This window comes from Kocuria rhizosphaerae, assembly GCF_044462265.1.
Lineage (GTDB): Bacteria > Actinomycetota > Actinomycetes > Actinomycetales > Micrococcaceae > Kocuria > Kocuria rhizosphaerae.
On the sequence record NZ_JBISWL010000044.1, the window covers coordinates 16,431 to 42,894 of the forward strand.

The 26,464-nt window shown below is 73.2% G+C and carries 18 protein-coding genes; 9 read left to right on the forward strand and 9 right to left on the reverse strand.

What is annotated here, in order from left to right; genetic code table 11:
• Window positions 1-228: 228 nt before the first annotated feature.
• Window positions 229-1,128: an oxygenase MpaB family protein gene (locus tag ACH9EU_RS05440; protein ID WP_396412925.1), complete on the reverse strand. Its 900-nt coding sequence runs from the start codon at window positions 1,126-1,128 to the stop codon at window positions 229-231.
• A 310-nt stretch (window positions 1,129-1,438) separates the two neighbouring features.
• Between ACH9EU_RS05440 and ACH9EU_RS05445 the strand changes: the two genes are divergently transcribed.
• From ACH9EU_RS05445 to ACH9EU_RS05455, 3 genes are all read left to right on the forward strand, one after another.
• Window positions 1,439-4,060 (forward strand): hypothetical protein, encoded by a 2,622-nt coding sequence (locus ACH9EU_RS05445; protein WP_396412926.1) that lies wholly within the window; start codon window positions 1,439-1,441, stop codon window positions 4,058-4,060.
• Window positions 4,061-4,292: 232 nt separating this feature from the next.
• Window positions 4,293-6,923 (forward strand): LGFP repeat-containing protein, encoded by a 2,631-nt coding sequence (locus ACH9EU_RS05450; RefSeq protein WP_396412927.1) that lies wholly within the window; start codon window positions 4,293-4,295, stop codon window positions 6,921-6,923.
• A gap of 181 nt (window positions 6,924-7,104) precedes the next feature.
• Entirely contained in the window at window positions 7,105-9,795 is a 2,691-nt protein-coding gene (locus tag ACH9EU_RS05455) for an S-layer homology domain-containing protein (RefSeq protein ID WP_396412928.1), read from the forward strand.
• 46 nt (window positions 9,796-9,841) lie between these two features.
• Here the strand turns inward: ACH9EU_RS05455 and ACH9EU_RS05460 are convergent, their stop codons facing one another.
• The 5 genes from ACH9EU_RS05460 to ACH9EU_RS05480 form a co-directional block, all read right to left on the reverse strand.
• Window positions 9,842-10,741 (reverse strand): oxygenase MpaB family protein, encoded by a 900-nt coding sequence (locus tag ACH9EU_RS05460; RefSeq protein ID WP_396412929.1) that lies wholly within the window; start codon window positions 10,739-10,741, stop codon window positions 9,842-9,844.
• A gap of 278 nt (window positions 10,742-11,019) precedes the next feature.
• Window positions 11,020-11,160, reverse strand: coding sequence for a hypothetical protein (locus ACH9EU_RS05465; RefSeq protein WP_396412930.1), 141 nt, complete (start codon window positions 11,158-11,160; stop codon window positions 11,020-11,022).
• 277 nt (window positions 11,161-11,437) lie between these two features.
• Window positions 11,438-12,118, reverse strand: a complete 681-nt coding sequence (locus ACH9EU_RS05470; protein WP_396412931.1) for a hypothetical protein — start codon at window positions 12,116-12,118, stop codon at window positions 11,438-11,440.
• Between the two features lie 248 nt (window positions 12,119-12,366).
• A complete protein-coding gene (locus tag ACH9EU_RS05475) occupies window positions 12,367-13,086 on the reverse strand; it encodes a hypothetical protein (RefSeq protein ID WP_396412932.1) in 720 nt (239 codons plus the stop codon).
• 193 nt (window positions 13,087-13,279) lie between these two features.
• On the reverse strand, window positions 13,280-13,978 hold the full coding sequence (locus ACH9EU_RS05480) for an SDR family NAD(P)-dependent oxidoreductase (protein ID WP_396412933.1): 699 nt from the start codon (window positions 13,976-13,978) through the stop codon (window positions 13,280-13,282).
• Window positions 13,979-14,278: 300 nt separating this feature from the next.
• Between ACH9EU_RS05480 and ACH9EU_RS05485 the strand changes: the two genes are divergently transcribed.
• The 4 genes from ACH9EU_RS05485 (at window position 14,279) to ACH9EU_RS05500 (ending at window position 18,650) form a co-directional block, all read left to right on the forward strand.
• Complete coding sequence (locus tag ACH9EU_RS05485) at window positions 14,279-15,679, forward strand: aldehyde dehydrogenase family protein (protein ID WP_396412934.1); 1,401 nt, start codon at window positions 14,279-14,281, stop codon at window positions 15,677-15,679.
• A 196-nt stretch (window positions 15,680-15,875) separates the two neighbouring features.
• Window positions 15,876-16,880, forward strand: a complete 1,005-nt coding sequence (locus ACH9EU_RS05490) for a hypothetical protein (protein WP_396412935.1) — start codon at window positions 15,876-15,878, stop codon at window positions 16,878-16,880.
• 197 nt (window positions 16,881-17,077) lie between these two features.
• Complete coding sequence (locus ACH9EU_RS05495; protein WP_396412936.1) at window positions 17,078-18,385, forward strand: S8 family serine peptidase; 1,308 nt, start codon at window positions 17,078-17,080, stop codon at window positions 18,383-18,385.
• A 31-nt stretch (window positions 18,386-18,416) separates the two neighbouring features.
• Window positions 18,417-18,650 carry a hypothetical protein gene (locus ACH9EU_RS05500; protein WP_396412937.1) on the forward strand — a complete coding sequence of 78 codons (234 nt, stop codon included), beginning with the start codon at window positions 18,417-18,419 and terminating at the stop codon, window positions 18,648-18,650.
• Between the two features lie 25 nt (window positions 18,651-18,675).
• On the opposite strand, the gene ACH9EU_RS05505 is transcribed toward ACH9EU_RS05500, so the two are convergent.
• Together ACH9EU_RS05505 and ACH9EU_RS05510 are read right to left on the reverse strand one after the other, a co-directional pair.
• On the reverse strand, window positions 18,676-20,358 hold the full coding sequence (locus ACH9EU_RS05505) for an AarF/UbiB family protein (RefSeq protein WP_396412938.1): 1,683 nt from the start codon (window positions 20,356-20,358) through the stop codon (window positions 18,676-18,678).
• Window positions 20,355-21,521: a hypothetical protein gene (locus tag ACH9EU_RS05510; protein ID WP_396412939.1), complete on the reverse strand. Its 1,167-nt coding sequence runs from the start codon at window positions 21,519-21,521 to the stop codon at window positions 20,355-20,357. Before ACH9EU_RS05510 ends, ACH9EU_RS05505 begins: the two co-directional genes overlap by 4 nt.
• A 188-nt stretch (window positions 21,522-21,709) precedes the next feature.
• On the opposite strand from ACH9EU_RS05510, the gene ACH9EU_RS05515 reads away from it, so the two are divergent.
• Both ACH9EU_RS05515 and ACH9EU_RS05520 read left to right on the forward strand, forming a co-directional pair.
• The gene (locus tag ACH9EU_RS05515; protein WP_396412940.1) at window positions 21,710-23,128 is read left to right on the forward strand and encodes a hypothetical protein; all 1,419 of its coding nucleotides are present in this window, start codon (window positions 21,710-21,712) and stop codon (window positions 23,126-23,128) included.
• A gap of 66 nt (window positions 23,129-23,194) precedes the next feature.
• A complete protein-coding gene (locus tag ACH9EU_RS05520; RefSeq protein WP_396412941.1) occupies window positions 23,195-23,398 on the forward strand; it encodes a hypothetical protein in 204 nt (67 codons plus the stop codon).
• A 449-nt stretch (window positions 23,399-23,847) separates the two neighbouring features.
• Here the strand turns inward: ACH9EU_RS05520 and pepN are convergent, their stop codons facing one another.
• Window positions 23,848-26,460 carry an aminopeptidase N gene (gene pepN, locus ACH9EU_RS05525; protein ID WP_396412942.1) on the reverse strand — a complete coding sequence of 871 codons (2,613 nt, stop codon included), beginning with the start codon at window positions 26,458-26,460 and terminating at the stop codon, window positions 23,848-23,850.
• Between the last annotated feature and the right edge of the window lie 4 nt (window positions 26,461-26,464).

Genomic DNA, 26,464 nt, shown 5'->3' on the forward strand with positions numbered 1-26,464 from the left:
CCTCTTCGGGGGTACGGGACGGGGGCCCGCTGGGGGTGGCTGGCGTGCCCAGTCTAGGTGATCTGGCCCCGGCCGCAGGTCAGGGCTGGGTACTGTGTTGCTCCCGACATGGAACGTCGTCGTCCCAGCCTGGGGACGGAGCCTGTTGGCCGCAGCCGTCGCAGTGCGTGTCCAGGGTGGGGCAGGCTTGCGGCGGGGCACGGACGGGACCCGGCCGGAAAGCCCCGATTACAGTCGCCCGAGGCGAGCGAGGCGTTGCCGCGCAGCCGTCTCGCTCGGCCTTCTCTCGCCCAGGGCCTTCCCGACGACGGCCAGGGTGAGCCCGGCGACCTGCCTGGTCGGCAGCGGCACGGACCCCAAGTGCGGGCATCTCAATCCCAGCAGCTCCAGACGCTCCTGGGGCAGCGAGTCCACCACGGCCGCGAACAGTGCGCGGTACCCCGGTACGAGCAAGGGGTCCAGGGGCGGGCGGCGCAGGAAGCGCACCACGTCGTCGACACGGGGACCGCCGGTGAGCTGCGGGCCGAAGTCCTGCAGCCGGGTGTCCAGCTCGGCCTCGGAGCGTGGCGGGTCCATCACGCCCATGAGCTCGCCGGCCACGGCCCACTCCCGCACGTACGCGTCCGGCCCGCCGGGGATCTCCCCGCCCCACCGTTGGTGGGAGCGCAGGAAGGCATCGGTGAACGCCAGGTGCACCCACTCGGCCAGAACGGGGTTGTTCGCGGCGTAGGGCCGTACGAGGCCGTCGGCGCCGGTGTAGGTGCCGCGCACCGACTCGTGCAGATGGCGGACATGCGCCGATGCGCACTCAGCCGCTGTCGTGTCCCCGTAGGTGACCGTGAAGATCCACCGAATGGTCCCCGCCAGCCGACCCAGCGGATCCCGACGGTAGTCGGAGTGCTCCATGACACCGGCCAGGGCCCCCGGGTGGAGGGCCTGGGTGAGCAGCGCCCGCACGCCGGCGGGGATGGAGGCCATGGATCCGTGCACGGCCCACACGGCCGAGCCGGGCCGGAAGTACCCGGCGTCCTCGCCCTCGGCGAGCGCCAGCTCCCACTCGGGCACACGGTCCGCCTGTCCCGCGAACGTCGTCCGGAGCCGGTTCTGCAGCGGCGTCATGAGGCCCATGCGCTCGCATTCCTCCTGTTCTGCGCCACGACCGGCCCGGCGGCCGACCGGTCACCAGTATCGCGCCCGTCACCGACAGGACCGGCTACCCCGATCGGCCCACATGACGGAAGCCGACCAGCGGCAACGCTCGGAACCGCTCGGGCCACGTCCCCGGTTGTGCGGGTTCTCCGGCGGACGCACATGCGATTTCATGATTACGGATGCAAATGAGTGCATCCGGCACCGCTGGTCGGGGGACCAGCGGTACGGGGAGCGGAGTATGGGTCGGGGGATCCGCGCGCTTCCCGGGGGGACCAGGGGGAGTGGCATGCAACAGGATCGCAGCACGTCCGGAACCAGCGGGGCCGGGACGCTGTCCCGTCGCAGACTGCTCGGAGCCACGGCTCTGGCCGGATCGGCCGCGGCCGTCGTCACGAGCGCCGTCACGGGCGCCGCTCCTGCGTCGGCCGCCGTCGTTCTCGGGGAAAGGGCACCGTCCGGTGAGCTGGGACTCCGGGGCACGGTCGTCGGCCGGCACCGCGACGTCTTCCGTACGTTCAGCCTCACCAACTCCCACGGAGTGGGCGTGGCCCGGGTCGGGGACACCAACTACATGGTCACCGTCAACGCCGGTGACGGGATCGACACGCTCCAGGTCTTCAACGCGGACACCGGTGCGCTGCACTTCAAGGCCTCGACGCCGGGCAAGCCGGCCGGCAACTTCGTCCACGACGGCAAGGGCAACATCTACTTCAGCGTGGACAAGATCCTCATGGTCCTGTCCATCCCCGGCAGATCGGTTCGTCAGTTCGGCACCGTGGGACCCGGGATCCTCGTCGCCTACGAGTTCCACTTCGACTACAGGGGCCGGCTGTGGACCGGCAGCTACCCGGCAGGACGGCTCGTGTGCATCGACCCGGTCACGGGCCAGGAGCTGGCCCGGACGCCGGTCCTGGGAAGCGGCAACGACTACGCCCGCGGTGTCTCCATGTCGCCCGACGGCCGGACGGTCTGGGCCGGCACCGGCACCGCCGACCCGGCCGTGTTCCGCATCGACGTCGACGAGCCCTCCGCGCCGGTACGGGTGGACCTGCCCGGCCGCAGGGTCCCCTCCATGATCATGCGCACCCAGGCCCGGGGCCGGAAGCTCTTCGTCTGGCACGACGACGCGGCCGGGAAGAGCACGATCTCCGTCTACGACGACGTGACCCGGAGCTGGTCCGCCTGCCCGACCGCCATCGCCGGGTGGTCCGTGTCCGTCCCGGACGCGGCGGGCTGGGTCTACGCCAACGCCAAGGGCAGCGTCGTGCGGATGCGTCCCGACGACGAGGTGCTGTCGGTCGAGACCGTGGCCACCGGGGTGCCGTCGAACACGGTGCACACCGCCCTGGCCGGCTCCACGCTCTACCTCGTCGACGAGGGCCCGTCCGTGCTGCGAGCCGGGCGCTTCACGGCGGCCGGCGGCACGATCACGCCCGCGGCTCCGGTGGACTACCAGGTCGTCCCGGTCCCGCTGGTCACGCAGTCGCTGGTCATCGACCCCGCCACCGACACGGCCTACGCCGGGGCCTACCGGGGCGACGGGCTGTGCTCGACAAGTCTGGCCACGGGCGAGTTCGCCCACTCGGCGCCGAGCGCCGGCATCGCCCAGATCGAGGGCATGTTCGTGGACTCAGGGAAGCTGTACGTGGGGTCCTACGGCTCGGCCGTGATCGTGGAGCACGAGCTCGCCCCGGGGGTGCAGGACCCCGGGGCGTACCGGCGTCTGGCCAAGCTCGGCGACTCCCACCTGCAGTCGCGCATCTTCGCCTGGGCCGCAGCCACCTCCCACGTGGTCTTCGGCACGGTTCCGGAGTACGGGCACCGGGGCGGGGCACTGGGTGTCGTCAACCGCTCCTCCGGTGCCGTCCACGTCTACAACAACATCATCCCCGAGCTGTCGATCGTCGGTCTGACGGCGGAGGGGAACACCGTCTACGGGTCGACCTCGTGCCGCGCCGGCTACGGCATCGGCGACCACCCGGGGGACGCGGTGGCCTTCGCCTTCGACACGACCACCGGGAAGGTGGTGTGGCAGCGGGTTCTGTCCGGCACCAAGGAGCTCTACGGTCCCGTGCTGCTCGGCGGGAGACTCTACGTCGCGACCCTGGACACCGTCGTCGAGCTCCGGCCGGGCGACGGCCGCCCGCTGCGCACCTTCGTGCTCGGCTCCCGCAGCGCCCGGCCCGCGTGGCAGAGCGCCGAACTCGTGGCGGTCCCCGGCAGCGACCGGCTCGCGCACCTGGCGGGGGGCACCGTGACCGTCCTGGATCCCGCCACCGGCCGATCCGCGACCGTGCTCACCGGGGCTCACCGCCACATCGCATTCGACTCCGCCGGGGCGATGTGGGTGAGCACGGGCAACGACATCGTCAAGCTGCGTCTGGACGAGACGGTCAGCGCGTCACAGGTCGGCGGCGCCATCGGCGCCAAGTACTGGGCCGCCGGCGGCCTCGCGGGCTACGGCGGGCCCACGTCGGCGGAGCGGCCCCTCCCCGGCGGGGCCTACCAGGTCTTCGTCCGCAACGGGCGGGCGACCAAGGTCCTGTGGAGCCCCGGCACCGGCGCCCACGCGGTGAAGGAGTACGGGGCGGTCGGGCGGGCATGGATACGAGCCGGCTACGAGCGCGGCTGGGGCTGGCCCTCCACCGACGAGCGGCCCGTCCCCGGCGGGGTGTACCAGGTGTTCGTCCGCAACGGGCGGGCGACCAAGGTCCTGTGGAGCCCCGGCACCGGCGCCCACGCGGTGAAGGAGTACGGGGCGATCGGACGCGCATGGGTACGGGCGGGCTACGAGCGCGGCTGGGGCTGGCCCGTGACGGACGAGTACGCCCACGGGTCCGAGATGCGTCAGCGCTTCTCGCGAGGCGTGACGGCCCACTACCGGGCCGGGAGGACCTGGACCACCTGAGGCCGATCCACGATGCCTCGGTGGCCGCCGAGAGGAAGGCGTCCCCGCTTGTGGGGGTTCCGCGGAGGACACGCCATGGGGTCTGATGTTTACGGATGCAAAAACATGGGCATCCCGTTCCCGCCGTCGCCGGCCGGCGGGGAGAGCCGCGGACGGGGGTCCGCGGCGGGGGAGGCAACGGTGGATCGGGGGATCCGCCGGCGCCGGCGCACGAGCGAATCGGGGGACTCGCATGCACAGCACACCAGTCACGTCCGCGGACGACCGGATCGAGGGCGTCCCGCGCCGCCGCCTGCTCGGGGCGGCGGCTCTCTTCGGGGCGACGGCCGCGGTGGGAGGTGCCGCAGCCACCGCCGGACCCGCCGAGGCAGCGGTCGTGCTGGGAAGCCGGGCGGACACGACGCCGCTGCCGCTCAGGGGCACCGTCGTCGGGCGCCACCGCGACCTGTTCCGCACCTTCAACCTCACCTCGTCCACGGGCGTGGGCGTGCTCACCGTGGGCTCGAAGCACTATCTCATGAGCACCAACACCGGCGACGGCACGGACACGGTGCAGGTCTTCGACGCGGCCACGGGCGCCCTGCACTACAAGGCCTCCACGCCGGGCAGCGCGGGCGGGAATTTCGTCCACGACGGCAAGGGAACGATCTGGTTCTCCTCCGGCACGGCGCTGATGACCCTGTCGGTGACCGGGCGTTCGATCCGGCGCTACGGCACGGCCCCCTCGGGGGTCACGGGTCTCTACGACTTCGTGCTCGACCACCGCGGCCGGCTGTGGGCCGGCACGTACCCCGCCGGTGCCGCGGTGTGCCTGGACCCGGCGACCGGAGCGGAGCTCGCCCGCACGCCCCGGCTCGGTCACGGCAACGACTACGTCCGGAGCCTGTCCGTCTCGCCGGACGGCAGGACCCTGTGGGCCGGCACCGGAACCGCCGACCCCGACCTGTTCCGGATCGACGTCGACGCCCCGTCGACACCGGTGCGCGTGCCGATCCCCGGACGTGGGCTCAACTCCTTCGTCCTGCGCACGGCGGCTCGGGGACGCAAGGTCTTCGTGTGGCACGACAACAGCTCCGGCACCGAGGTGGTCTCGGTGCACGACACGGTCTCCGGCTCGTGGGGTCCGGCTCCCACGTCGATGTCCGGACGGAGCATCTCCGCGGTCGACGCCGCGGGCCACGCCTACGTCAATTCCCAGGGCACGCTCATGCGCCTGCGGCCCGGGGACGCGGTCCTCTCGCCCGAGGCGGTCGCCACGGTACCCGACCGGCACACGTGGCACACCGGCCTGGCGGGGGACACCGTCCTGGTGGTCAGCGCGGGCAATGCCGCCCTGTCCGCGGTGCCCGTCTCGCCCGGCGGCGACGTCCGCCCGCGGGTCGACTGCGCGGTCAGCCTCACGACCCTCGACACCTCGTCGATGGTCGTCGACCCGGCCACGGACACCGCCTACGCCGGAGGCTTCCGGGGGGACGGGCTGTGCGCCACGGCCCTCGCCACGGGGGCGTTCGCCCACTCCGCGGCCACCGCCGGGATCAGCCAGATCGAGGGCATGGTCCCGGACCGCGGGACGCTCTACGTCGGCTCCTACGGCTCAGCCGTCGTCGTAGCGCACGAGACGGCACCGGGCGTGAGCGCCGCGGGGGCCTACCGGAGGCTCGCCACGTTGGGTACCTCGCACCTGCAGTCGCGGATCTTCGCGTGGGCCTCGGCGGAGTCCCACGTGGTCTTCGGCACGGTGCCCGAGTACGGCTACCGCGGCGGCGCCCTCGGCACCGTCGAGCGGGCCACGGGGCGTGTGACGGTGTACAACAAGCTGATCCCGGAGCTGTCGATCGTGGGGCTCGCCGCGTCCGGCCACACCGTCTACGGCACCACGTCGGTGCGCGGCGGCTACGGTGCGCCGGACCACACCGGTGACGCCGTGGTCTTCGCCGCCGACGCCCGGAGCGGGGCGCTGCACTGGACGCGGGCGCTCGCCGGCACCGCCGAGCTCTACGGTCCCGTCCTGCTGGACGGCAGGCTCTACGTGGCCACCCTGGACACGGTCGTGGAGCTGCGCGTCTCCGACGGCGCGCCGCTGCGCACCTTCGTGCTCGGCAGCCGAACCGGGCGTGCGGGGTGGCAGAACGCCGCGCTCGCCCGCCTCCCCGGCACCTCTCGCCTGGCACACCTGGCCGGGGGGACCGTCACAGTGCTCGAGCCTGCCTCGGCTCGAACGGCCACCGTGCTCACGGGCGCCCACCGGCACATCGGCTTCGACTCCACGGGGACCATGTGGGTGACCGTGGGCACCGACATCGTCAAGCTGCGGCTGGATCCCGGGACGGACACGACCACGTCCACCACGGCCGTACCGGCCGTCGGCGGCGCCATCGGGGCGAAGTACACGGCCGGCGGCGGCCACGCCGTCTACGGTGCGCCGACCAGCCCGGAGCGGGCCCTCCACGGCGGGGCCTACCAGGTGTTCCGCAAGGCCGGGAAGGGCACCAAGTTCCTGTGGTCGCCCGCGACCGGGGCGCACACGGTCAAGGAGTACGGGGCGATCGGCCGCGCCTGGATGCGCGCCGACTACGAGCGGGGCTGGGGATGGCCGGCCACCGACGAGCGAGGAGTCCCGGGAGGGGTCTACCAGGTGTTCGTCCGCGACGGCCGGGCGACCAAGGTCCTGTGGAGTCCCGCGACCGGGGCGCACGCGGTGAAGGAGTACGGGGCGATCGGCCGGGCCTGGGTGCGGGCCGGCTACGAGCGGGGGTGGGGATGGCCGCTCACCGACGAGTACCACGTCGGCGGAGAGGTCCGTCAGCGCTTCTCCCGCGGTGTGACGGCCCACTACCGCGCCGGGAGGCTGTTGACCAGCTGAACGGCAGGTGCCTCCTGTCGTGGTGGGTCACGAAAAGTGGCCAGCACACTTGCTTTCGGGGTAGCCTGGACAAAAGTATTCGTTGCGTTTGCATGATTCATGACCACCGGCCCTCATCGACGGCCATGGGCGGAGAGGTCCGACCGCACGCACGGATCCCACGGCCAACCCGGAGGATCGCATGTCCGAGGAAATCCGCACGACGTCGTCCACCCGCGTCTCGCGGCGGCACCTGATCGGCGCCACCGCGCTGCTCGGCTCCTCGGCGGCCGTGGCCTCCACGGCCGTCGGCGCCCGCCCCGCCGCCGCAGCCGTGGTGCTGGGGCAGGAGGTCAAGACGAGCGCCCTGGGCATCGCGGGAACCGTCACGGGCCGGCACCGCGACCTGTTCCGCAGCTACACGCTCACCTCGGCCTCGGGCGTCGGCGTGATCACCGTGGGCACGGCCCGCTACCTGGTCACCTTCAACGCGGGCGACGGCACGAAGGCGCTGCAGATCTTCAACGCGGACACCGGCGCCGTGCACTACGCCGTCGACACCCCGGGCAAGACCTCGGGCAACTGGGGGCACGACGGCGAGGGCAACATCTACTTCTCCTCCGGCCGGAACCTCATGGCCGTCTCCGTCCCCAATCGGTCGATCCGGCAGTTCGGCACCGCCGCCGCCGACATCGCCGAGCTCTACGAGTTCCAGGTCGACTACAAGGGCCGCCTGTGGGCCGGCACGTTCCCGGCCGGCGTGGTGGTCTGCCTCGACCCGTCCACGGGGGCCGAGCTCACCCGCACGCCCGCGCTGGGCAACGGCAACGAGTACGCCCGCGGGCTGAGCATCTCTCCGGACCGGAAGATCGTCTGGTCGGGTACCGGCACGGCGGACCCCGACCTGTTCCGGATCGACGTCGACGCCCCGTCGAGTCCGGCACGCCGGACCATCCCCGGCCGCGGGCTGAAGTCGTTCGTGCCCAAGACGGTGGCCCTGGGCCGGAAGGTGTTCGTGTGGCACAACAACACCTCGGGAAGCGAGGTCGTCTCCGTCCACGACGTCGTCTCCGGCACGTGGTCGGACAATCCCGTCAAGATGTCCTCCCGGTCGATCACCGAGCTCGACGCTGACGGCTACGCCTACGTCAACAACTACGGCGTGATCCGCCGCATCCGTCCCCTCGACGCCGACATGGTCGTGGAGACGGTTGCCCCGGTGGACGACCGGTACACGGTGCACATCGGCCTCATCGCCTCGACGCTCTACCTCGTCAGCAAGGGGTCGTCGGTGCTGTCGGCCGCCCGGGTGAGCACCGCCGGGTCCACGGGCCGGAGCGTGCAGTACCAGGTGGTGCCGGTGCCGCTGGCCACGCAGTCCATGGTCATCGACCGCGCCACGAACACCGCCTACGCCGGCGGCTACCGCGGGGACGGGCTGTGCTCCACGAACCTGGCCACCGGCGTGTTCGCCCACTCCGCGCCCAGCGCGGAGATCGAGCAGATCGAGGGCATGGCCGTCGACGGCGGGACGCTCTTCGTGGGCTCGTATCCCAAGGCCGTCGTGGTCACGCACAGCATCGCCAAGGGGGTCCAGGACTCCTCGGCCTTCGCGACCCGGGCGAGCCTGAGCGAGACCCACCAGCAGTCGCGGATCTTCGCCTGGGCCTCCGCACAGTCACACGTCGTCTTCGGCACGGTGCCCGACTACGGGCTGCGGGGCGGTGCGCTGGGGACTTACGAGCGGGCCACGGGAACCGTCAAGGTGTACAACAAGCTGATCCCCGAACTGTCGATCGTGGGGCTCACCGCCGAGGGCCACACCGTCTACGGAGGAACCTCGGTGCGGGGCGGGATGGGCAGCACCGACTGGACCGGGGACGCCGTGGCCTTCGCGGCGGACGCGCGCACCGGCGCCCTGAAGTGGAAAAGGACGCTGCCCGGCACCAAGGAGCTCTACGGCCCCGTCCTGCTCAACGGCAAGCTCTACGTGGCCACCCTGGACACGGTCGTGGAGCTGCGGCTCTCCGACGGCGCGCCGCTGCGCACCTTCGTGATCGGCAACCGCACCGGCCGGGCCGCCTGGCAGAGCGTGGAGCTCGCCGTCGTGCCCGGCACCACACGCCTGGCGCACATGTCGTGGGGCACCCTGACGATCCTCTCGACGGCCACGGGCCAGTACTCACGGGTGCTCACCGGCACCGACCGGCACCTGGACTTCGACGGCGGCGGGAGTCTCTGGGTGACCACGGGCACCGACATCGTCAAGCTGGTGCTGGACAACGCCAACGAGGACGGCGCTCCCTACACGGCCCCGGCGACGTCGCCGTTCGTGGACATCACCCCGTCGACGACGTTCTACAAGGAGATGGCGTGGATGGCCGATGCCGGGATCTCCGGGGGCTGGTCGACGGCGGCGGGCAAGGAGTACCGGCCCCGGCTGGCCGTGGACCGCGACGTGATGGCCGCGTTCCTCTACCGGCTGGCCGGCTCGCCGCCGTACACGGCGCCGGCGACCTCGCCGTTCGTGGACATCACCCCGTCCACGACGTTCTACAAGGAGATGGCGTGGATGGCCGACCGGGGCATCTCAGGGGGCTGGTCGACGGCGGCGGGCAAGGAGTACCGGCCCCGCCTTGCGGTGGACCGCGGCGTGATGGCCGCGTTCCTCTACCGGCTGGCCGGCTCGCCCCCGTACACGGCGCCGTCGACCTCGCCGTTCGTGGATGTCACGCCCACGTCCACGTTCTACCGGGAGATGGCCTGGATGGCCGACAGAGGCATCTCCGGCGGGTGGTCCACGAGCGAGGGCAAGGAGTACCGGCCCCGTGTGGCCGTGGACCGCGGCGTGATGGCCGCGTTCCTCTACCGCCTCTCGGCCGGGAGCCTGTGACGACTCACGTCGTGTCCGGGAACGGGGGTGGACGGCCCTGCGCGGTCTAGGCTGCGCCCAGTCGCGCGAGCCGTTGCCGCGCGGCCGTCTCACTGGGCCCGGTCTCGCCCAGAGCCCGGCCGATCACCGCGAGCGCGAGCCCGGCCGCCGGCCCGGTCGGCAGCCGGACGGGCCCCAGCCGCGTCCGCGCCAGCCCGAGCAGGTCGCGGTGGTGTCGCGGCAGTTCGTCCACGACGGCGGCGAACAGTGCGCGGTAGCCCGGGAGCAGCCACGGGTCCAGGGGTGGGCGCCGCAGGAAGCGCACGACGTCGTCCACACGGGGACCCCCCGTCAGCTGCGCAGCGAAGGCGAGGATCCGGGAGTCGAGCTCCGGCACGGAGCGGGGCGGGTCGGTCACGCCCATCAGCTCCCCGGCCACCGCCCACTCCCGCACGTACGCGTCGGGCCCCCCGGGAATGGGCCCGCCCCAGCGTTCGTGGCAGCGCAGGAACGCGTCGGTGAAGGCCAGGTGCACCCACTCGGCCAGGTCCGGATCGTTGGCGCTGTACGGCCGTGTCACGCCGTCGGCCCCGGTGTAGGTGCCGTGCACCCCGTCGTGCACGCGGCGCACATGGTCCGAGGCGCGGCGGGCCGCCGCCGTGTCGCCGTAGGTGACGGTGAAGATCCACCGGATGGTCCCCGCCAGGCGCCCCAGGGGATCGCCCCGGTAGTCGGAGTGCTCGACGACCCCGGCGAGAGCGCCCGGGTGCAGGGCCTGGGTGAGCAGCGCCCGGATCCCGGCGGGGATCGTGGCCATGGACCCGTGGACGGCCCACACGGCGGAGTCCGGGCGGAAGTACCCGGCGTCATCCCCCTCGGCCAGAGCGAGCTCCCACTCCGGGACACGGTCGGACCGGCCGGTGAACGTGGTCCGAAGCCGGTTCCGCAACGGCGTCATGGGGTCCATGCTGGGCGTCCTTCCTGTCCGGAGCCGAGGTGCCGCCCAACCGACGGCAGTCTCCCGCTCCGGTCTCGCGCTCCGGTCTCCCTCCATGGTCGGACACTGACCGGCCCTCCGACCAGGGCCGGCGCTGCCGTGCACGGCCCCGCAAGACTCGGGCCTGGCTCGGTTCCACCCCCGGAAGGCAACGAGGTCAGGGGCCGTCCCCGGACGAGGTCGAGGCGAGCCGGAGACCTGGCGACCACGGTCTCGTGGAACGGGCCGGTGACCCGGCGAAGGGTGGCTCAGGCGGCCCGGCTGATGCGCAGCAATGTGTAGCCATCAGGCACCGAGGCGATGAGTCTGTCGCGGGTTTCGACGTAGTCCTCGCCTTCGAGCTCGAGGAGGCGGGTCTCGACACGCTGGAGATGGGCGATGAGCTTCATGGTGCTGGTGTCCTTCCGTGGACCGCGACGTGGTGGTGGGGACGCCTGGGGCGACGGTCCACGTCATCCGTGAACGAGACTGCCGGCGTGTCCTCCTTTAGTTGATTCTTCATCGACGTCGGGCGGCCTGGACAGAGCCATTAAGGGGGATACGCATGCTCGAGTGCTCGAGGCGCGGCAGGGCCTGCCCGTGCAGACCCGGAGGGCCGGCCGCGGGACGATCCAGGGGAAAGCGAGGACTGCACGCGAGCGGAGGCCACAGGGGTGGCCGGAGGGATCAGCCGCTCTGCCGGCCTGTCCCCCCGGGCACCAGCGAGGCCAGAGGCTGTCCTCGCAGGAAGTCCATGAGGCCCGGGGAGCGGGCGACCACGCTCTCGTGGTAGGCGCCCGGCGTCTCCGGGTCCTTGCCGATGATCATCCGGTCGACGTCGTCGTCCACGAACATCCGCAGGGTCTGCCGCATCAGCTCCAGCACCGCCTCGTCACCCAGCCCGGTCTGCAGGGCCCGGGGCACCCGCACGGTGCGGGCGTCGTCGAGCACCACGTCGACGAAGGCCGGGGTCTCGGCTTCCGACCAACGGGCCGACGTAGCGCAGGCCAACGGCCCGATCGCATCGACGGCCGCGGCGACGACCACGGTGGCCTCCGCGAGAGCTGCCTGGGCCTGCGCCTTCTGGTGCCGAAGCCGGTGCCTCAACCAGCGGCTGGGCGGGTCGATGTCCACCACCAGGTACTCCAGCTTCAGCTCGCCCTGCTCCTGCTCCTGAAAGGCGACCGTGACCCGCTCCTGTGACGCCCGGCCACGGGCGGTGGCGAAGGTTCGGCGCAACAGGTCCTGCAGCGCCGTGGAGCTGCGCACGAGTGTGGCCGCGGAGAGGCTGACGGGCCGCCCCTGGGCGTCGAGGCAGCGGACGACGCGCGGGATGCGAGCCACGACGTTCGAGGGAGGTGTGTCCACGCTGGCAGCGGGCCTTTCCGGGAAGAGGGGTGGCTTCCATCGTAGATGCACACGCATTTTCACAGGCCGGAGGGGGGTGTCCGCATTTTGGGGGACAACCACGGACTGACCTGCGGTGTTTCCGCGGTCTGGGCCCGTGGAACTCGTCCGCGCGCCCAGGCACCCACCGGCAGCTGGACGCCGACGGCGGCGGGCAAAGAGTACTGTCCCCGCCCGGCCGTGGGCCGCGACGTGGTGGCCGCGTTCCGCTACCGCCTCTCCGCGGGAATTCCGTGAGCCCGGGGGGCCGGGCGCTCCGGCGCCGCGGTGCCGGAGTCCGGCAACGGCGCGACCGGGCCGCCCTCGACGAAGCGCACGAGCCCGGGGGTGCGGGTGACCACCACGCGGTCGTGGTCACCTGCCGCCCCGGTGTCCTTGGTGATGATCATCTGCTCGATCTCGCCGTCGGAGAACGGGGCGAGGGGGTCGCGCACCATCTGCAAGGCCGTCCCGTCCCGCAGCAGGGCGGGCACCGCTCGGGGCACACGGAGGGCGGCCGCCCCGTCCAGGACCAGGTCGACGGCTTCGGGGTCCGGGGTGTCCGCCCAGCGCGCCGAGGTGGCCGCGCCGAGGGCCGAGATCACGGTCACCGTGGCGAACACCACGGTGGCCGCCTCCGTCAGGGCGGTCTGGGCCGCGTCCCCGTGCCGGGCACCCCGCAGCCAGCGGCGTCCGAGGCCACGGGCACGGTCCACCACGAGGTACTCCAGCTGCAGGGCGCCCTGCCGGACCTCCTGGAAGGAGACGGTGACCGCCTCTCCGGGGACCTCGCCCCGGATCCCGGTGTAGACCCGGTGCACGAGGTCCTGGAGGCCGGTGGAGCCGCGCGCGAGGGTCGGGGCCGAGGGGCTCACGGGCCGGCCGTCGGCGTCGAGGCAGAGCACGGCGACGGGGACGCGCGCCACGACGGTGGGGGGTGAGGTGTCCACGGCAGGTCCTGACCTTCCTGGAGGAGACGGGGGACGACCGATGTCGACTACAGATGCAAATTCATTTTGATAAGCCTACTCCCTGATCGTTCGTGGTGGGGGAAGGCCCCCGCTCGTCCGCCTGAACACCCGCGGGTCCGGGGCACGCGGATCTCCTCCGCGCGCCCCGGAGCGCGGTGCCGGCGGCGGCCGGTCAGGGCCAGGAGCCCTCCTCGGCGTGGGCCACGAACAGCTCGCGGACCTCGCAGCCCCGTGGCTGGCCGAGCGCGAAGAGCACGGCGTTCGCCACGTTCTCGGGATCGTTGAGCTGGGAGTCGTCCTGGGGCTTGTACTGCTCGTCCCGGTCGTCGAAGAAGCGGGTCTTCATGCCGCCGGGGATCAGCTGCGTGACCCCGACCTGGCCCTTGAGCTCCGCCGCGAGGGCCTGGGTGAAGCCGGTGACCCCGAACTTCGAGGCGCAGTACGCCGTGGCGTCCGAGACGCCCTTCAGCGCCAGCGTCGAGGACACGGTCACGACCCGGCCCCGCGACTCCTTCAGCGCCGGCAGCGCCGCCCGGACCGTGGACACCGTGCCGAACAGGTTGACCTGCACGACCTTCTCCCAGTCCTCGGCGGGCACGTCCTCGAGCCGTCCGCAGCGGTCGATCCCGGCCGCCGTGACGACGGCGTCCAGCCCGCCCGCGGCCTCCGCGGCCTTCCTGACGGTCTCGGCGACGGCGGCGGTGTCCGCGACGTCGACCTGGTAGGCCGTCACGCCGCTGAGCGTGCTGATGTCCCGGTCCAGGACGATGGGGGTGCCGCCGTGGTCACGGACCGCGTCCGCCACGGCGGCGCCCAGGCCCGAGGCGCCACCGGTGATCAGGACCCGTCCGGGGTTGGGGTGCGAACTCATGCCTCTTCCTCTCTGCTGATGACTGCGCTGCTGACTGCTGTGCCGGACACCGCCGTCCCGGCCACCGCCCGGCCGCACGCGGCCCGGTCCGCAGCCGGCGCTGCGGACGCCGCGGGCGGGGTCGCGGGGACAGGGGGTGGGCCGCCGCGAGGGCGGCGGCCCGGTCACTGCTACCGTAGCCGGTTCCCGGCCGTTCATCAGTATGCTCATCGGGACAGGACCCGAGGCTCGGCCGGAGGCCCCGGCATCGGGCAGGCGCCGGCCCGAGCGGCCGCAGGAGAACCCACGAGAAGGAGACCGATGACCACCGCAGCAGCCACCACCGCAGCCACCACCGCCGACGAGCTCACCGTGCTGGACCCCCGCGACGGGTCCACCGTGGGGACCGTGCGCTGCGCCTCGGAGGACGAGGTCCGCGCCGCGGTCGCCGCCGCGCGGGCCGCGGCTCGGGAGTGGGCGTGGACGGCCCCCGAGCAGCGGGGCGCCGTCCTGCGGTCGGCCGCGGACCGGCTGGCCGAGCACGCCCAGGAGCTGGCCGAGCTCAATGCCCGTGAGACGGGCAAACCCGTGGACGAGGCCCTCGGCGGTGTCCGGGCCGGCGTCGGCACGCTGCGCCAGTACGCGGAGCTGGGCCCGGTGCACCGCGGGCACAGCCTGCGCGGGCACGTGCTCGCCGCCGACTGGACCGTGGCCGAGCCCCGGGGCGTCGTCGTGGCCCTCACGCCCTGGAACGACCCCGTGGCCGTGGCCGCCGGCCTGCTCGGGGCGGCGGTCGTCACCGGGAACACCGTGGTGCACAAGCCCAGCGAGCGGTGCCCCCACGTGGGCGCGCGGATGGGGGAGATCCTCGCCGAGGCCCTTCCGGAGGGTGTGCTGACCACCGTCGACGGCGGCGCCGAGGTCGGGGAGCTGCTCACCGGGCTTCCCGGCGTCGACGTCCTCGCCCACGTCGGCTCCACGGCCACGGGGGAGCGCATCGCCCGGGCGGCGGCCGCGACGGGCGCCCACGTGATCCGCGAGAACGGCGGCAACGACGCCCTCGTGGTCGACGACGACGTCGACCCGGCCTGGGCCGCGTCCCAGGCGGCCCTCGGCGCGTTCGCCAACACCGGGCAGATCTGCGTGGCGGTCGAGCGGATCTACGTCCACCGGGCCGTGGCCGAGCCGTTCCTCGCCGCGCTCGCCGAGGAGGCCCGCCGGCGCAATACCGCGGACGGCCTGGCTCCGCTCGTCGACCGGCGGATGCGGAACGAGGTGCACCGCCAGGTCTCCGAGAGCGTCGGCCGGGGGGCCGTGGTCGTCGAGGGGGCCCGGGTGCCCGAGGGCCCCGGGGCGTTCTACCCGGCCACGGTCCTGCGCGAGTGCAGCCGGCCGATGCCGGTCATGACCGAGGAGACCTTCGGACCGGTGGCCCCCGTCCAGGTGGTCGAGACCTTCGAGGAGGGGCTGCGACTCGCCGCCGAGGACCGCTACGGGCTGGCCGCCACCGTCCTCACGGGGCGGATCGCCCACGCGCAGCGGGCGGTCGCGGAGCTGCCCGTCGGCACCCTGAAGATCAACAACGTCTTCGGCGGCGCCCCGGGCGGATCCGCCCAGCCGCGCCGGGCCAGCGGCGCCGGCTTCGGCTACGGGCCCGAGCTGCTCGGCGAGATGACCCAGGTCAAGGTCGTGCACCTCGAGATGCCGCCCGCCCAGGGCTGATCCACGCGGCCACGGAAGCGGGCCCCGGCGCAGAAGGGGGGACGGACCGCGCCGAAGGGGGGACACGCGGGGGACAGACCGCGGCACGCCGCCGACCCTACGCTGGGAGCACCCCTCGAGGCCCTGTGACAAGGCCGGGAGACGGGGGGCGGCGGCCGGGCGGCCGCCGTGGGGAGCGCCTGGGGAGGGGCCTGCTGTGACCGCGGTCAATGTGTTCGTCGATACGGTGCGGTGCTACGACGGGGCCTGCGGGGCGGTCGCCGCCCCCGAGCCGTGGTTCCTGGGACTGCTCGCCATCTGTCTGGCCGTGCTGTGGCAGGCGGCCCGGGCCACCACCGCGGTGGTCTCGACCCCCCGGGTGACGACGGCCGGGACGCAGCTGCTGGGCCGCCGGTACGGGACCGTGCTGACCGCGGCACTCTTCGCCTGTTGGCTGCTCGTGGCCTTCGGGCTCTCCGTCCCCGCGCTCGGCGCCGTGCAGAACCCGTTCGCCTGGACCGCGATGGTCCTCCTCCACGCCACGCTGCTGCTGGGCGTGCCCGTGCTCGTCCTCGGGTACGCGATCTTCGTGGCCACCGCCCTCCGCCGGCCCGGGCGGTTCCGCCCCGCCTCCGCGCGGGGCCGCGCCGCCCTGGCCGCCGCCGCCCTCGCGCTGCCGCTGGGCTGGCGGCTGACCGGCGCGTGGGCCCCGGGGCTCGTGGCCGATCCGACGTCCCCCGCCGGGCCCGCGGACGCCCTGGGCGGCGGGCTGCTGGACGTTCCCGTCGGCGGCCTGTGGTGGCTGGCCGACCTGCTGTCCTCGACGGCCGCACTGGCCGTGGTCGCCGCGGCCGCGGCGTGCTACCTCCTGCTGCCGCGCACCGAGGACCCCTCGCCCGCCGGGTCCCGGTCCCGGCAGCCGGCCGTGGTCATCGCCTCGGGCTCCTTCCGCGGCGGGGGCGGAGTCGCGCGGGCCGCCCGCACCGCCCAGACCGCCTGCGCAGAACCACGGCCGGCGCTCGGACGGTCCCACGAGAGGCTCGTGGCGGCGGCGCGGACGAGCGTCCTGGCCGTGGGATCCGTGCTGGCGGTGGCCGGCGGTGCCGCCGCCCTGGCCGCCCTGGCCGCCCTGCTCGGGTCGGCGCCCGACCACGGGCCGCTCGTGCTCCTGGCGGTGCCGGCCGGCTACGTCGTGCTCGGCCTGACCTGTCGCGCCCGCTGAGCGCGCCCGCCGAGCGCTGTCGCGGCGCGGCCGCCGGGCGCGGCTCCGGGCCTCCTGCCCCACGGGCGGGTCTGGCGGGGACGATGGCGCGCCGATCCCGGCCCGGGTCCTCGGTGGCCCAGTGCGTCCGGGCGGAATAGGCTCGTGACCAGGGGCGCAGCTCCGCCGGAGCCGGCCCGCAGCGAGAGGGGGACGTCATGATGATCGACTCGACGCGTCGGGACGGGTTCGGCCGAGGCGGCGGTGAGGCCCGCGCCGGCACCACGGGGCGCTACGTCGTCGTGCTGGCGGAACCCCGGGACGACCCGCGGGGCCTGCTCCGGGACGCCGGGGTGGCCGAGGTCCTGGACTCCCGGGACTTCACGGAAGACATCACGGACGTGTCGGGCGGGCCGGGCGCCGTGTACCTGGCGGATCTCGGCATCGTCGTCGTCGCCGCCGAGGACGCCCAGGTCTCCCGGCTCGGGGCCGGGGCGACCGAGCACGGTCCCGTGCTGTCGGTCTCGCCCGAGCTCGTCCACCACGTCATGGACACCGGGAGCGCCGACTACCTGCGGGGCTACCGGGACGGGGTCACCGACCTGGGCCGCCGGCTGGAGTCCGGCACGGCGCGCGAGGACACGGCCACGGAGGGCGGGCCCCCGTACTTCGAGGACACCGACCGGTTCACCTGGGGCCTCCAGGCCACGCAGGTCCTCTCCTCACCGCACTCCGGGGCGGGCGTGCGGGTCGCCGTGCTGGACACCGGGTTCGACATCGCCCACCCGGACTTCGCCCAGCGCGAGGTCGTCACGCACTCCTTCGTCCCGGGGGAGACCGCCCAGGACGGGCACGGGCACGGCACGCACTGCATCGGCACGGCCTGCGGTCCCCGGGAGCCCGGCACGGGACCGCGCTACGGCGTCGCCCACGGGGCGGAGATCTACGCCGGCAAGGTCCTCGGCGACGCCGGGGAGGGGAGTGACGCCGGCATCCTCGCCGGGATCGACTGGGCGCTCGGGCACGGCTGCGCGGTGATCTCCATGTCCCTGGGTGCCGACGTGCGCACCGTCCACCCGCCGTACACGGCCGCCGGGCGCCGCGCGCTCGACCGCGGGGCGCTGCTCGTGGCCGCCGCCGGCAACAACGCAGACCGGGTCAACGGGGACGCCGGATTCGTCGGGGCGCCCGCCAACAGCCCCTTCGTCATGGCGGTCGGCGCGCTGAACCAGCAGCTGGACACCGCCTGGTTCTCCGCCCGCACCCTGCCCGGCTCCGGAGGGCAGGTGGACGTCGCGGCGCCGGGCTTCGAGGTGCACTCCTCCTGGCCGATGCCCGTGCGGCGCCGGACCATCAGCGGCACGAGCATGGCCGCCCCGCACGTGGCCGGGGTGGCCGCGCTGCTGGCCGAGGCCACCGGCCGCCGGGGACGGGAGCTGTGGGCGGAGCTGGTCCAGGAGAGCCGGCGGCTCGCGGCGCCCTCCCTCGACGTCGGCTCGGGACTTGTCCTGGCGCGCACCCGGTGACCACGCCCGCGCGGGCGGCTACGCTCGGAGCATGATGCGCATCTGCGTGACGGTCGACGCCGCCCACCTCGCGGTCATCGACGACGTCGCCGGGGCCCTGCGCTCCTGCGGGATGCAGGTCGAGCAGGTCCTGGGCTCGATCGGCATGGTCACCGGCTCGGCCGGTGAGAGCTCCGTGCCTGCCCTGCGGTCCGTGGACGGCGTCGAGTCCGTGGACGAGGAGCTCACCCACCGCCTGCCGCCCCCGGAGGCCGGCGTCCAGTAGGCGGACCGGTGGCCGGCCCGGCGGTTCAGAAGGTCCGGCGCATGCGGACGGTCCGCGCCAGGCGCCGGACCTTCGGCACGTTCGTGGAGAGCGCGATGTACCCGGCGAGCGTGCCGACGGTGGTGACCCCGCCGGCGAGGAGCGGGGTGTGGTAGCGGCGCCACCGGTCCGGGTCGGAGGCGATGATGTGGGCCATGCCGTTGATGGAGGCCGCGATCACGGCGCCCGCGACGACCCGCTGGCCGATCTTCTCGCCGCGGTGCAGCAGGGGCTCGAACTCGTCGGCGCGCAGGTGGACGTCGAATCCGCCGCGCTCCAGGACCACGATGAGCCGGCGCAGGTACTCCGGGGCCTCCACGCCCATCTGCACGGCGTCCTGCAGGATGTCCCGCAGCCGCTTGGCGAGGACCTCGGGGGAGAGCCGGTGCAGCACGAACCGCTCCGCGTACGGGGTCAGGACGGAGACCAGGTCGAACTCCGGGTCCAGGCCCGTGCCCACCGACTCGGCCGTCACGAGCATCCGCAGGAACAGCGCCGACTCCCGCGGCAGGTGCATGCGGTAGCGGCGCAGCAGCCCGATCAGGTCGCCCATCAACTGGCCCACCCGGATCTCGTGCAGCGGCTTGTTCGAGTAGCGGCGCAGCAGGATCCCCACGTCCCGCTCCAGCTCCTTCTTGTTGACGTCCTGCTCCTGGGACGTCAGCCCGAGCAGGCCCGCGGCGACCCGCCGGGGGCTCTCCTGCACCACGCCCAGCATCAGGGTCACCAGGTGGTCCCGGAAGTCGTCGGTCAGGGAGCCCATCATCCCGAAGTCGATGATCCCGATCCGCCCGCCGGGCTCCACGAAGAGGTTGCCCGGGTGCGGATCGGCGTGGAAGAAGCCGTGCTCGAAGATCATCCGGCAGATCGCCTCGGTCGAGTCCACGGCCAGCAGGTGACGGTCGAGACCGGCGGACTCCAGCGCCGGGTAGTCGTTGATCTTGATCCCGCGGACCCGCTCCATGGTGAGGATCCGGGACGTCGTGGCCTCCCAGAAGATCCGCGGGATGTGCACCCGCGGATCGCCCGTGAAGTTCTCCGCCATCCGCTGCGCGTTGCGGGCCTCGGTGAGGTAGTCCATCTCCTCCCGCAGGGACTGCGCGAACTCCTCCGCGAGTCCCTCGAGGTCGAAGTGCTCCACGGCCGACCAGTACGTCGAGAGGATCTTCGCGAGCTCGGCGAGGATCTCCAGGTCCCGGTTGACCTCCTCGACGACGCCGGGCCTGCGCACCTTCACGACGACGTCGACCCCGCGGTAGACCGCCGCGTGCGCCTGGCCGATCGAGCCGGTGGCGAGCGGGACGGGTTCGATCTCGGCGAGGATCTCCTCCGCCGCGGAGTCCGGCTCCGACTCGATCATCGCCCGGATCAGGTCCGGGGGCACCGGCGGGGAGTTGTCCTGCAGCCGGGTGAGCTCCTGCACGTACCGCGGCGGCAGCAGGTCCGGCCGGGTCGAGACGAGCTGGCCGAGCTTCACGAACGTGGGGCCCAGCTCCTCCAGGGCCTGGCGCAGGTGCACCGGCTGGCTGTGGAGCTTGTTCGGGTCCAGGAGCCGGACCTTCGCCAGCGGCGCCCGCCACTCCTCCTTGATGCCGCCCAGGGCGAATCCGAACCCGTGCTTCGAGAGCACCTCCAGGATCTGGAGGAACCGTTCGCGCCGGCTGATCATCGGCCGGCCACGCTCATCCTGGCCACGTAGAAGGACATGAACCCGGTGGCGACCGCCACGATGAAGCACAGCGCGCTCACGAGCGGCTCGATGCCCAGGAAGACGACGCCCACCGTGCCCAGCAGCATCGTCATCGCCAGCAGCGCCCACACCGCGGCGGAGACCCGGACGAAGGAGGTCGCCCGTGCCGCCACGGAGGGACGCCGGCCGGCCGCGTCGTCGTCGTGCCCGGCGCGCTCGGAGCCGGGGCCGGCCGCGGAGGAGGCCGCCGAGGAGGTCGCCGTCAGGCCCTTGCGCCACTTGCGCGCGTTGCGCGAGCGGTCGGCCTCGGCCGGGACGTAGGCCTCCGGCACGGAGTACTCCTCGGCGGGCGGCAGCAGCTCCGGGACGTCGTTGGGCAGCTCCTCGAACCACTCGGCCGGGATCTCCTCCGGGCGCGCCGCCTGGATCGTCATGGAGACCTCGAACGCGGAGCCGCGGATCGTGCCCCACACGGCGGTCAGCCTCTCGTGCTGGAAGGCGTGGTCGATGACCGGGATGAACTGCTCCGACATCTGGGTCGAGAGCCGGCCCACCTGCCGCCGCTCGTAGAGCACGTCCACGATGTCCAGGGTCTGGCCGTGGTGGTTGCGCACCTTGTTGGTCTCCAGGGTCAGCATCACCCGGCCCTCGCCGGCGGCCGGGACCACGCTGTGCAGGTACTCCGCGAACTCCTGCTCGTCCAGCACCTTGATGGACGCGCCCTGGGGCAGCACCGCGGCCTGCGTCGGGGGCGTGTTGAGCGGGAACAGCAGGTCCGGGGCGGCGATCGACAGGCGGGCCGAGGCGTCCACCTCCGCCTGGCCGTTCTGCCGCAGTACGGTGGCCTCCAGCTTCAGCGGCGCCACCGGGGTGTACCCGGAGGCGATGACCCGCGCCAGGTACGGCCAGTAGCGCTGGGCGTCCTGCTGCGCCAGGTGGCCGATCTTGTTCGGCCCGATCCGCACCGAGACGGTCCGGGGGTCGAACGGATTGTCCGGCTCGGGCACCAGCGCCGCGTTGCCCGTCCAGGTGCGCAGCTTGCCGAAGGACAGACCGCCGAACACCCGCATGATCTCGGTGTCGTAGAAGTTCTCCGTGACGATCTCCAGAGAGCCGCGGTCGTTGAGCGCGTAGTCGGTCATGGTCTCCCTCGATGGAGCTGGGGCATCAAGTCGTCCATAGCTTCTCACGATTGTGCCGCGGCCCGGCGCACCTGCGGACCGTACGGTGTCCGGGCTGACTGGTGCAATGATGTCCCCGCGGGGCCGCAGGCCGCCCCGGTGGCCGACCCGGGACGAGAGCCGCCCCGGCACCAGGAGAGGAGGCGCGGATGACCCAGGGCCAGGTTCCCCCACCCGAGCCCGAGCACCTGACCGTGGACGCCGACGTGCTCCGCACGCTGTTCCTGAGCCCCCGCGACTGGATCCACCGCCGCGTCGAGTCGGTGGTCATGAGCCCCGACGGAGTCACCCGCCGCAAGGTCTCCCTCGACGTCGACCTCGCCGCCCACGATCCCTGGCCCACGGACCCCGCCGGCCGGCTGCTCGTACCCGCGACCATCCAGGCCAAGCAGCCGATGCGCCACTTCGACGCCGTGTGCGAGGGCGACCCGGTCCCGGTGCTGACGACCGAGGACAACGGCGCGCTCGCCGAGCTCCTGCTGCGCGGGCTGATCCCCGAGCAGCTTCCCCTCGGCGAGGCGGCCGTCCTCGCGGAGGAGCACGTGCCCGCGATCGTGCACGCGCCCGAGCTGCTCGTCGAGGACGCCCTCGACCGCTTCTGGGCCCACTGCGAGCACCTTCGTGCCGTCGTCCAGGAGCTCATCGACCGCGACCTCCTCTCCCCGGAGGACGCCGCGAACTGGGACGAGGACCTCGCCCTGTTCACCACGGTCGCCGACCAGCTCGCCCGCGGCTTCCTGCTGACCTTCGTGCTGCCGGCGGCGCTCGCCGGGCGGCGCGTGGTCGTCAAGTACGCGATGGACGAGCAGTACGCCGCGGGCGGGCGACCGCGCGTGGGGGACCGGCTGCGGCACTGCTGGAAGCCGTGGGTGGGCCGGGTGGGGCTCCACGACCTGGCGTCCTGCCGCAGTTTCCACCTCGAACTGACCGTGCCCGCGGAGGTCCGCCTCCACGAGTTCACGGTGCTCTCGCGTGAGGCCGGCCGGGGGAGCGCGGGCTCCTCCCGGGCCGAGCACCGGGTGCTCGCCGAGGACCGGGCCGTGCGCCGGTGGCCGGGCGCCGTGCGCGGGCACGTGGCGCTGCGGCCCACCTCCCGCTTCGACGACGCGTCCTGCGAGATGGTCATCCTTCCGGCGGGTCAGGGGATCGCGGCGTTCGCGTCCGTGGCGGTCGGTCTCATCACGGCGGTGCTGGTGCTCGTGGCGGTCGTCTCCCGGACCGCGGACTCCGTCCTCGGCCCCGGCTGGGCGGTGCCCTCCGCGGCGGCCTCGATCGTGATGTCCGTGGTGGCGGTGCTGCTGTCCTGGATCAACCGGCAGCCCGAGCACGACATCTCCGTGCGGGTCCTGCGCCCCCTGCGCTACGCCCTGAACCTGGAGGCGTTCGTGATGCTGATGCTCGCCGGGGCCGCGTCGGTCCCCTTCGAGCCGGGGGCGGCCGCGGCCTACTGGACGCTGCTCGGCACCCTGCACACGCTGTCCCTCGTGCTCGTGGTCCGCGCCTGGTGGGTGCGCCGCTCGGTGGACCGCGGCCGCTACACGGCCCGGGCCCGGCGGCACGGCCCGTGAGCGGCGGCGCTCTGTTCAGCGGGACGGCCGCCTCCTACACTGGAGGAGTCACGGAAAGGATCCACCATGGCCTATGACGCCCGGACCGGTCCGCAGGCGCCCCAGCCGCGCCGCGAGCACCGCAACGAATCCAAGGTGAACGTGCTGCAGATGGGCAACTCGTCGATGTCCCTGGGACAGAGCCTCGACCGGCGCGTCTTCAAGTCCAACGAGGACGCCCAGCGCGCCGTGGACCGCGTGCTCCGCCGCGCCGCCCGCCGAGCGAGCTGACGCCGCTCCCGCACCACGTCCGACGCCGCTCCCGCACCGCCGGGGGCGGCGTTCGCCATTCCCGGCCCCCGGCAAGGGACTGAGCCGCCACCCGGTGCCCACCCGCCCGCTCGGCCGCCTGTTGCTCCCGGCTTGTCTGCCCGGGCCGCTTGTTGCCCCGGCTCGTTCCGCGGGGTCACCAGGACCGCCCGCCCCGGCAGTCGAGTCCCCCGGTGCGGGTGAATGCCGTCGCCGAGTCCCCAGGCAAGACGTGCCTGGGCCTGGGGACTCCCCATATACCTGTCACCGACATCGCCGTCTCCCCAAGCCGCTCGCAACCCCCCAAACCATTGCTGGGGGGATTGCGAGCGGCTTGGGGGGCAGAGCGCGCAGGTGGGGGCTCAGCGGAGTGCTGCAGGCGGAGCCCGGGGAGTCGGTGCCGGGGCGGGGACTCGGCGCGGGGTGGGGAGTCAGGGACGGGCCGCGGCCTGCGCACGGAGCGCGCGCAGCAGGTGGTCCCGCTCCTCGATCAGGATCCGTCGCAGCGCCGCCGGGGCGGCGGACTGGTCGCGCAGCCACAGGTCGGTCCGGGCGAGCACGGGGTGGTGCCCGGGATCCCGCCCCGGTTCGAGGTCGGCGTCCGAGGGGTAGAGACCCTGCACCGTGCGGGTGGCCATGCCGATGGAGCGCCGGTCCCACACCTCCTGCAGCATCGCGAAGTAGGGCTCCCGGTAGGGCTCGAGCAGCTCCGGCGGGCCGAGCCGGAAGCCGGTGATCGTGGCGCTGAGCAGGTCGTTGGAGAGCTCGTCCCCGGTGATCCTCGACCAGGCGGCGGCCTTGGCCTCGGGGGTGGGGCGGGCCGCACTGGTGCGGACCCAGGCGATCTGGCCGGTCCGGGTCCGGTCCGCGGCGTGCTCCTGCTCCAGGGCGGTCTCGAGCTCCGGGTCCGCGCCGTGGGAGGTCGCCGCGAGGGCGGTCCACACCGACCAGCGCAGCTCGGGACCCAGCGGCAGGCCGGGCAGCGTGTCCTGGCCGGTGAGCAGGTCCCGCAGCCAGCCGGAGTGGGAGCAGTCCCGCCGCGCGAGCCGGGCGGCCAGCCGGGCGAGGGCGAGCTGCCGGTCGCTGCCGGGGTCGGCCCGGCGCAGCCGGCGCACGGTCGCGTCGAGCAGGCGCCCGCGAAGGTGGTCCCGCCGGGCCGGCGGGGCGAAGCGCTCGACGGCCTCCACCGCGTGGTCGGTGGCGTTGGCGAACATCCCGGCCTGCTCCTCCGCGAAGCCGTGGTCCAGCACGGCGCCCACCCAGTCCCCCGGGTCGAGCTCGGCGTCCCGGGTGGCGTTCCACAGCCCGGACCACAGCTGCGCCCGGGCCATGTCGTCCTCCACGGAGGACAGGGAGCTCAGCGCCGTGGTGAGCGAGACCGGGTCGAGCCGGGTCTTGGCGTAGGTGAGGTCCTCCTCGTTCACCACCAGCAGCGGGGCGGTGGAGCCGACCAGTTCGGGGACCTCCACGCTCGACTCCGCCGGGAGGTCCACCCCGATCGTCCCGGTGCGCACGAGAAGGTCCCCGGGCCCGCGCTCGTAGCCGCCCAGGAGCAGCCGGTGGGGACGCAGCACGCCGTCACCGGGCTCCTGCAGCAGGGCGGCGAACGTCACGGCCCCGTCGTCGTCCCGGGCGAGGTCCAGGGCGAGGGTGGAGACCCCGGACGTGGACAGCCAGCACTCCGCCCAGCCGCGCACGTCCCGCCCGGAGGCCTCCTCGAGCACGGCCAGGAAGTCCTCGAGCGTGGTGGACCCGTAGGCGTGGCGCCGGAAGTAGGCTCGGCAGGCGTCGACGAACGGCCCGTAGCCAACGTACGCCACGAGCTGCTTGAGCACGGCCGCGCCCTTGGCGTAGGTGATGCCGTCGAAGTTCTGCCGCGCGGCCTCGAGGTCCTGGACGTCGGCCACCACCGGGTGCGTCGTGGGCAGCTGGTCCTGCCGGTAGGCCCAGGCCTTGCGGCGGTCGGCGAAGGCGATCCACGCCTCCTCGAAGTCCGTGGCCTGCACGGACGCGTGGGCGCCCATGAACTCGGCGAAGGACTCCTTGAGCCACAGGTCGTCCCACCAGGACATGGTCACGAGGTCGCCGAACCACATGTGGGACATCTCGTGCAGCAGGGTGTTCGCCCGCCCCTGGTACTGGGCGCGGGTCGCCCCGTCCGGGAACAGGTACTCCTCGGTGAAGGTCACCAGCCCGGGGTTCTCCATGGCCCCGAGGTTGTACTCGGGCACGAAGGCCTGCTCGTACTTGCCGAAGGGGTAGGGGTAGCCGAACAGCTCGGTGAAGAACGTGAGGCCCTGCCGGGTGAGGTCGAACAGCTCGCGGGCGTCGAGGTGCTCGGCCATCGCGGCACGGCAGTACAGGGCGAGCGGCACGGACATCCGGCTGCCGTCCTCGAAGGAGTGCCGCCACTCGCCCGCCACCCGGTGGTAGGGACCGGCCAGGACGGTGGTGATGTAGGTGGAGATCCGCTCGGTCGCGGAGAACTCGTGCCGCACCGCACCGGGACGCTCGGCGTCGGGAGCGGGGGAGGTGGCCATGCGCACACCGTTGGAGGACACCTCCCACCCCGCCGGGGCGAGCACGGTGAAGCGGAAGGACGCCTTGAGGTCGGGCTGCTCGAAGTCGGCGAAGACGCGGCGGGCGTCGGCGGGCTCGTACTGGGTGTAGAGGTAGGTGCGGCCGTCGGCCGGATCGACGAAGCGGTGCATCCCCTCGCCCGAGCGCGAGTACAGCGCGCGCCCGGCCACGGTCACCTCGTTGGTGGCCTCCAGCGACGGCAGCCGGATCCGCGCGCCCTCGACGAGGTCGTCCGGGTCGTGCTCCCGGCCGTTGACCGTCACCGACTCCACGGACTCCGCGATGAAGTCCAGGAACGTCTGGGCGCCCTCCTCGGCGGCGAAGCGCACGGTCGTCACGGACCGGAACGAGGCGGCCTGCGGGTCCGGGGCGGTGGTGAGGTCCAGCAGCACGTCGTAGCTCACCACGTCCACCAGCTCGGAGCGGTCGGCGGCCTCGCTGCGGGTCAGGTTGTCGTTGCGCACGGTG

Bases quoted from the DNA above. Each gene is read 5' to 3' on its own strand.
- ACH9EU_RS05440 (WP_396412925.1), bottom strand. From the start codon at position 1,128: ATGGGCCTCATGACGCCGCTGCAGAACCGGCTCCGGACGACGTTCGCG.
- ACH9EU_RS05445 (WP_396412926.1), top strand. From the start codon at position 1,439: ATGCAACAGGATCGCAGCACGTCCGGAACCAGCGGGGCCGGGACGCTG.
- ACH9EU_RS05450 (WP_396412927.1), top strand. From the start codon at position 4,293: ATGCACAGCACACCAGTCACGTCCGCGGACGACCGGATCGAGGGCGTC.
- ACH9EU_RS05455 (WP_396412928.1), top strand. From the start codon at position 7,105: ATGTCCGAGGAAATCCGCACGACGTCGTCCACCCGCGTCTCGCGGCGG.
- ACH9EU_RS05460 (WP_396412929.1), bottom strand. From the start codon at position 10,741: ATGGACCCCATGACGCCGTTGCGGAACCGGCTTCGGACCACGTTCACC.
- ACH9EU_RS05465 (WP_396412930.1), bottom strand. From the start codon at position 11,160: ATGAAGCTCATCGCCCATCTCCAGCGTGTCGAGACCCGCCTCCTCGAG.
- ACH9EU_RS05480 (WP_396412933.1), bottom strand. From the start codon at position 13,978: ATGAGTTCGCACCCCAACCCCGGACGGGTCCTGATCACCGGTGGCGCC.
- ACH9EU_RS05485 (WP_396412934.1), top strand. From the start codon at position 14,279: ATGACCACCGCAGCAGCCACCACCGCAGCCACCACCGCCGACGAGCTC.
- ACH9EU_RS05495 (WP_396412936.1), top strand. From the start codon at position 17,078: ATGATGATCGACTCGACGCGTCGGGACGGGTTCGGCCGAGGCGGCGGT.
- ACH9EU_RS05500 (WP_396412937.1), top strand. From the start codon at position 18,417: ATGATGCGCATCTGCGTGACGGTCGACGCCGCCCACCTCGCGGTCATC.
- ACH9EU_RS05505 (WP_396412938.1), bottom strand. From the start codon at position 20,358: ATGATCAGCCGGCGCGAACGGTTCCTCCAGATCCTGGAGGTGCTCTCG.
- ACH9EU_RS05510 (WP_396412939.1), bottom strand. From the start codon at position 21,521: ATGACCGACTACGCGCTCAACGACCGCGGCTCTCTGGAGATCGTCACG.
- ACH9EU_RS05515 (WP_396412940.1), top strand. From the start codon at position 21,710: ATGACCCAGGGCCAGGTTCCCCCACCCGAGCCCGAGCACCTGACCGTG.
- ACH9EU_RS05520 (WP_396412941.1), top strand. From the start codon at position 23,195: ATGGCCTATGACGCCCGGACCGGTCCGCAGGCGCCCCAGCCGCGCCGC.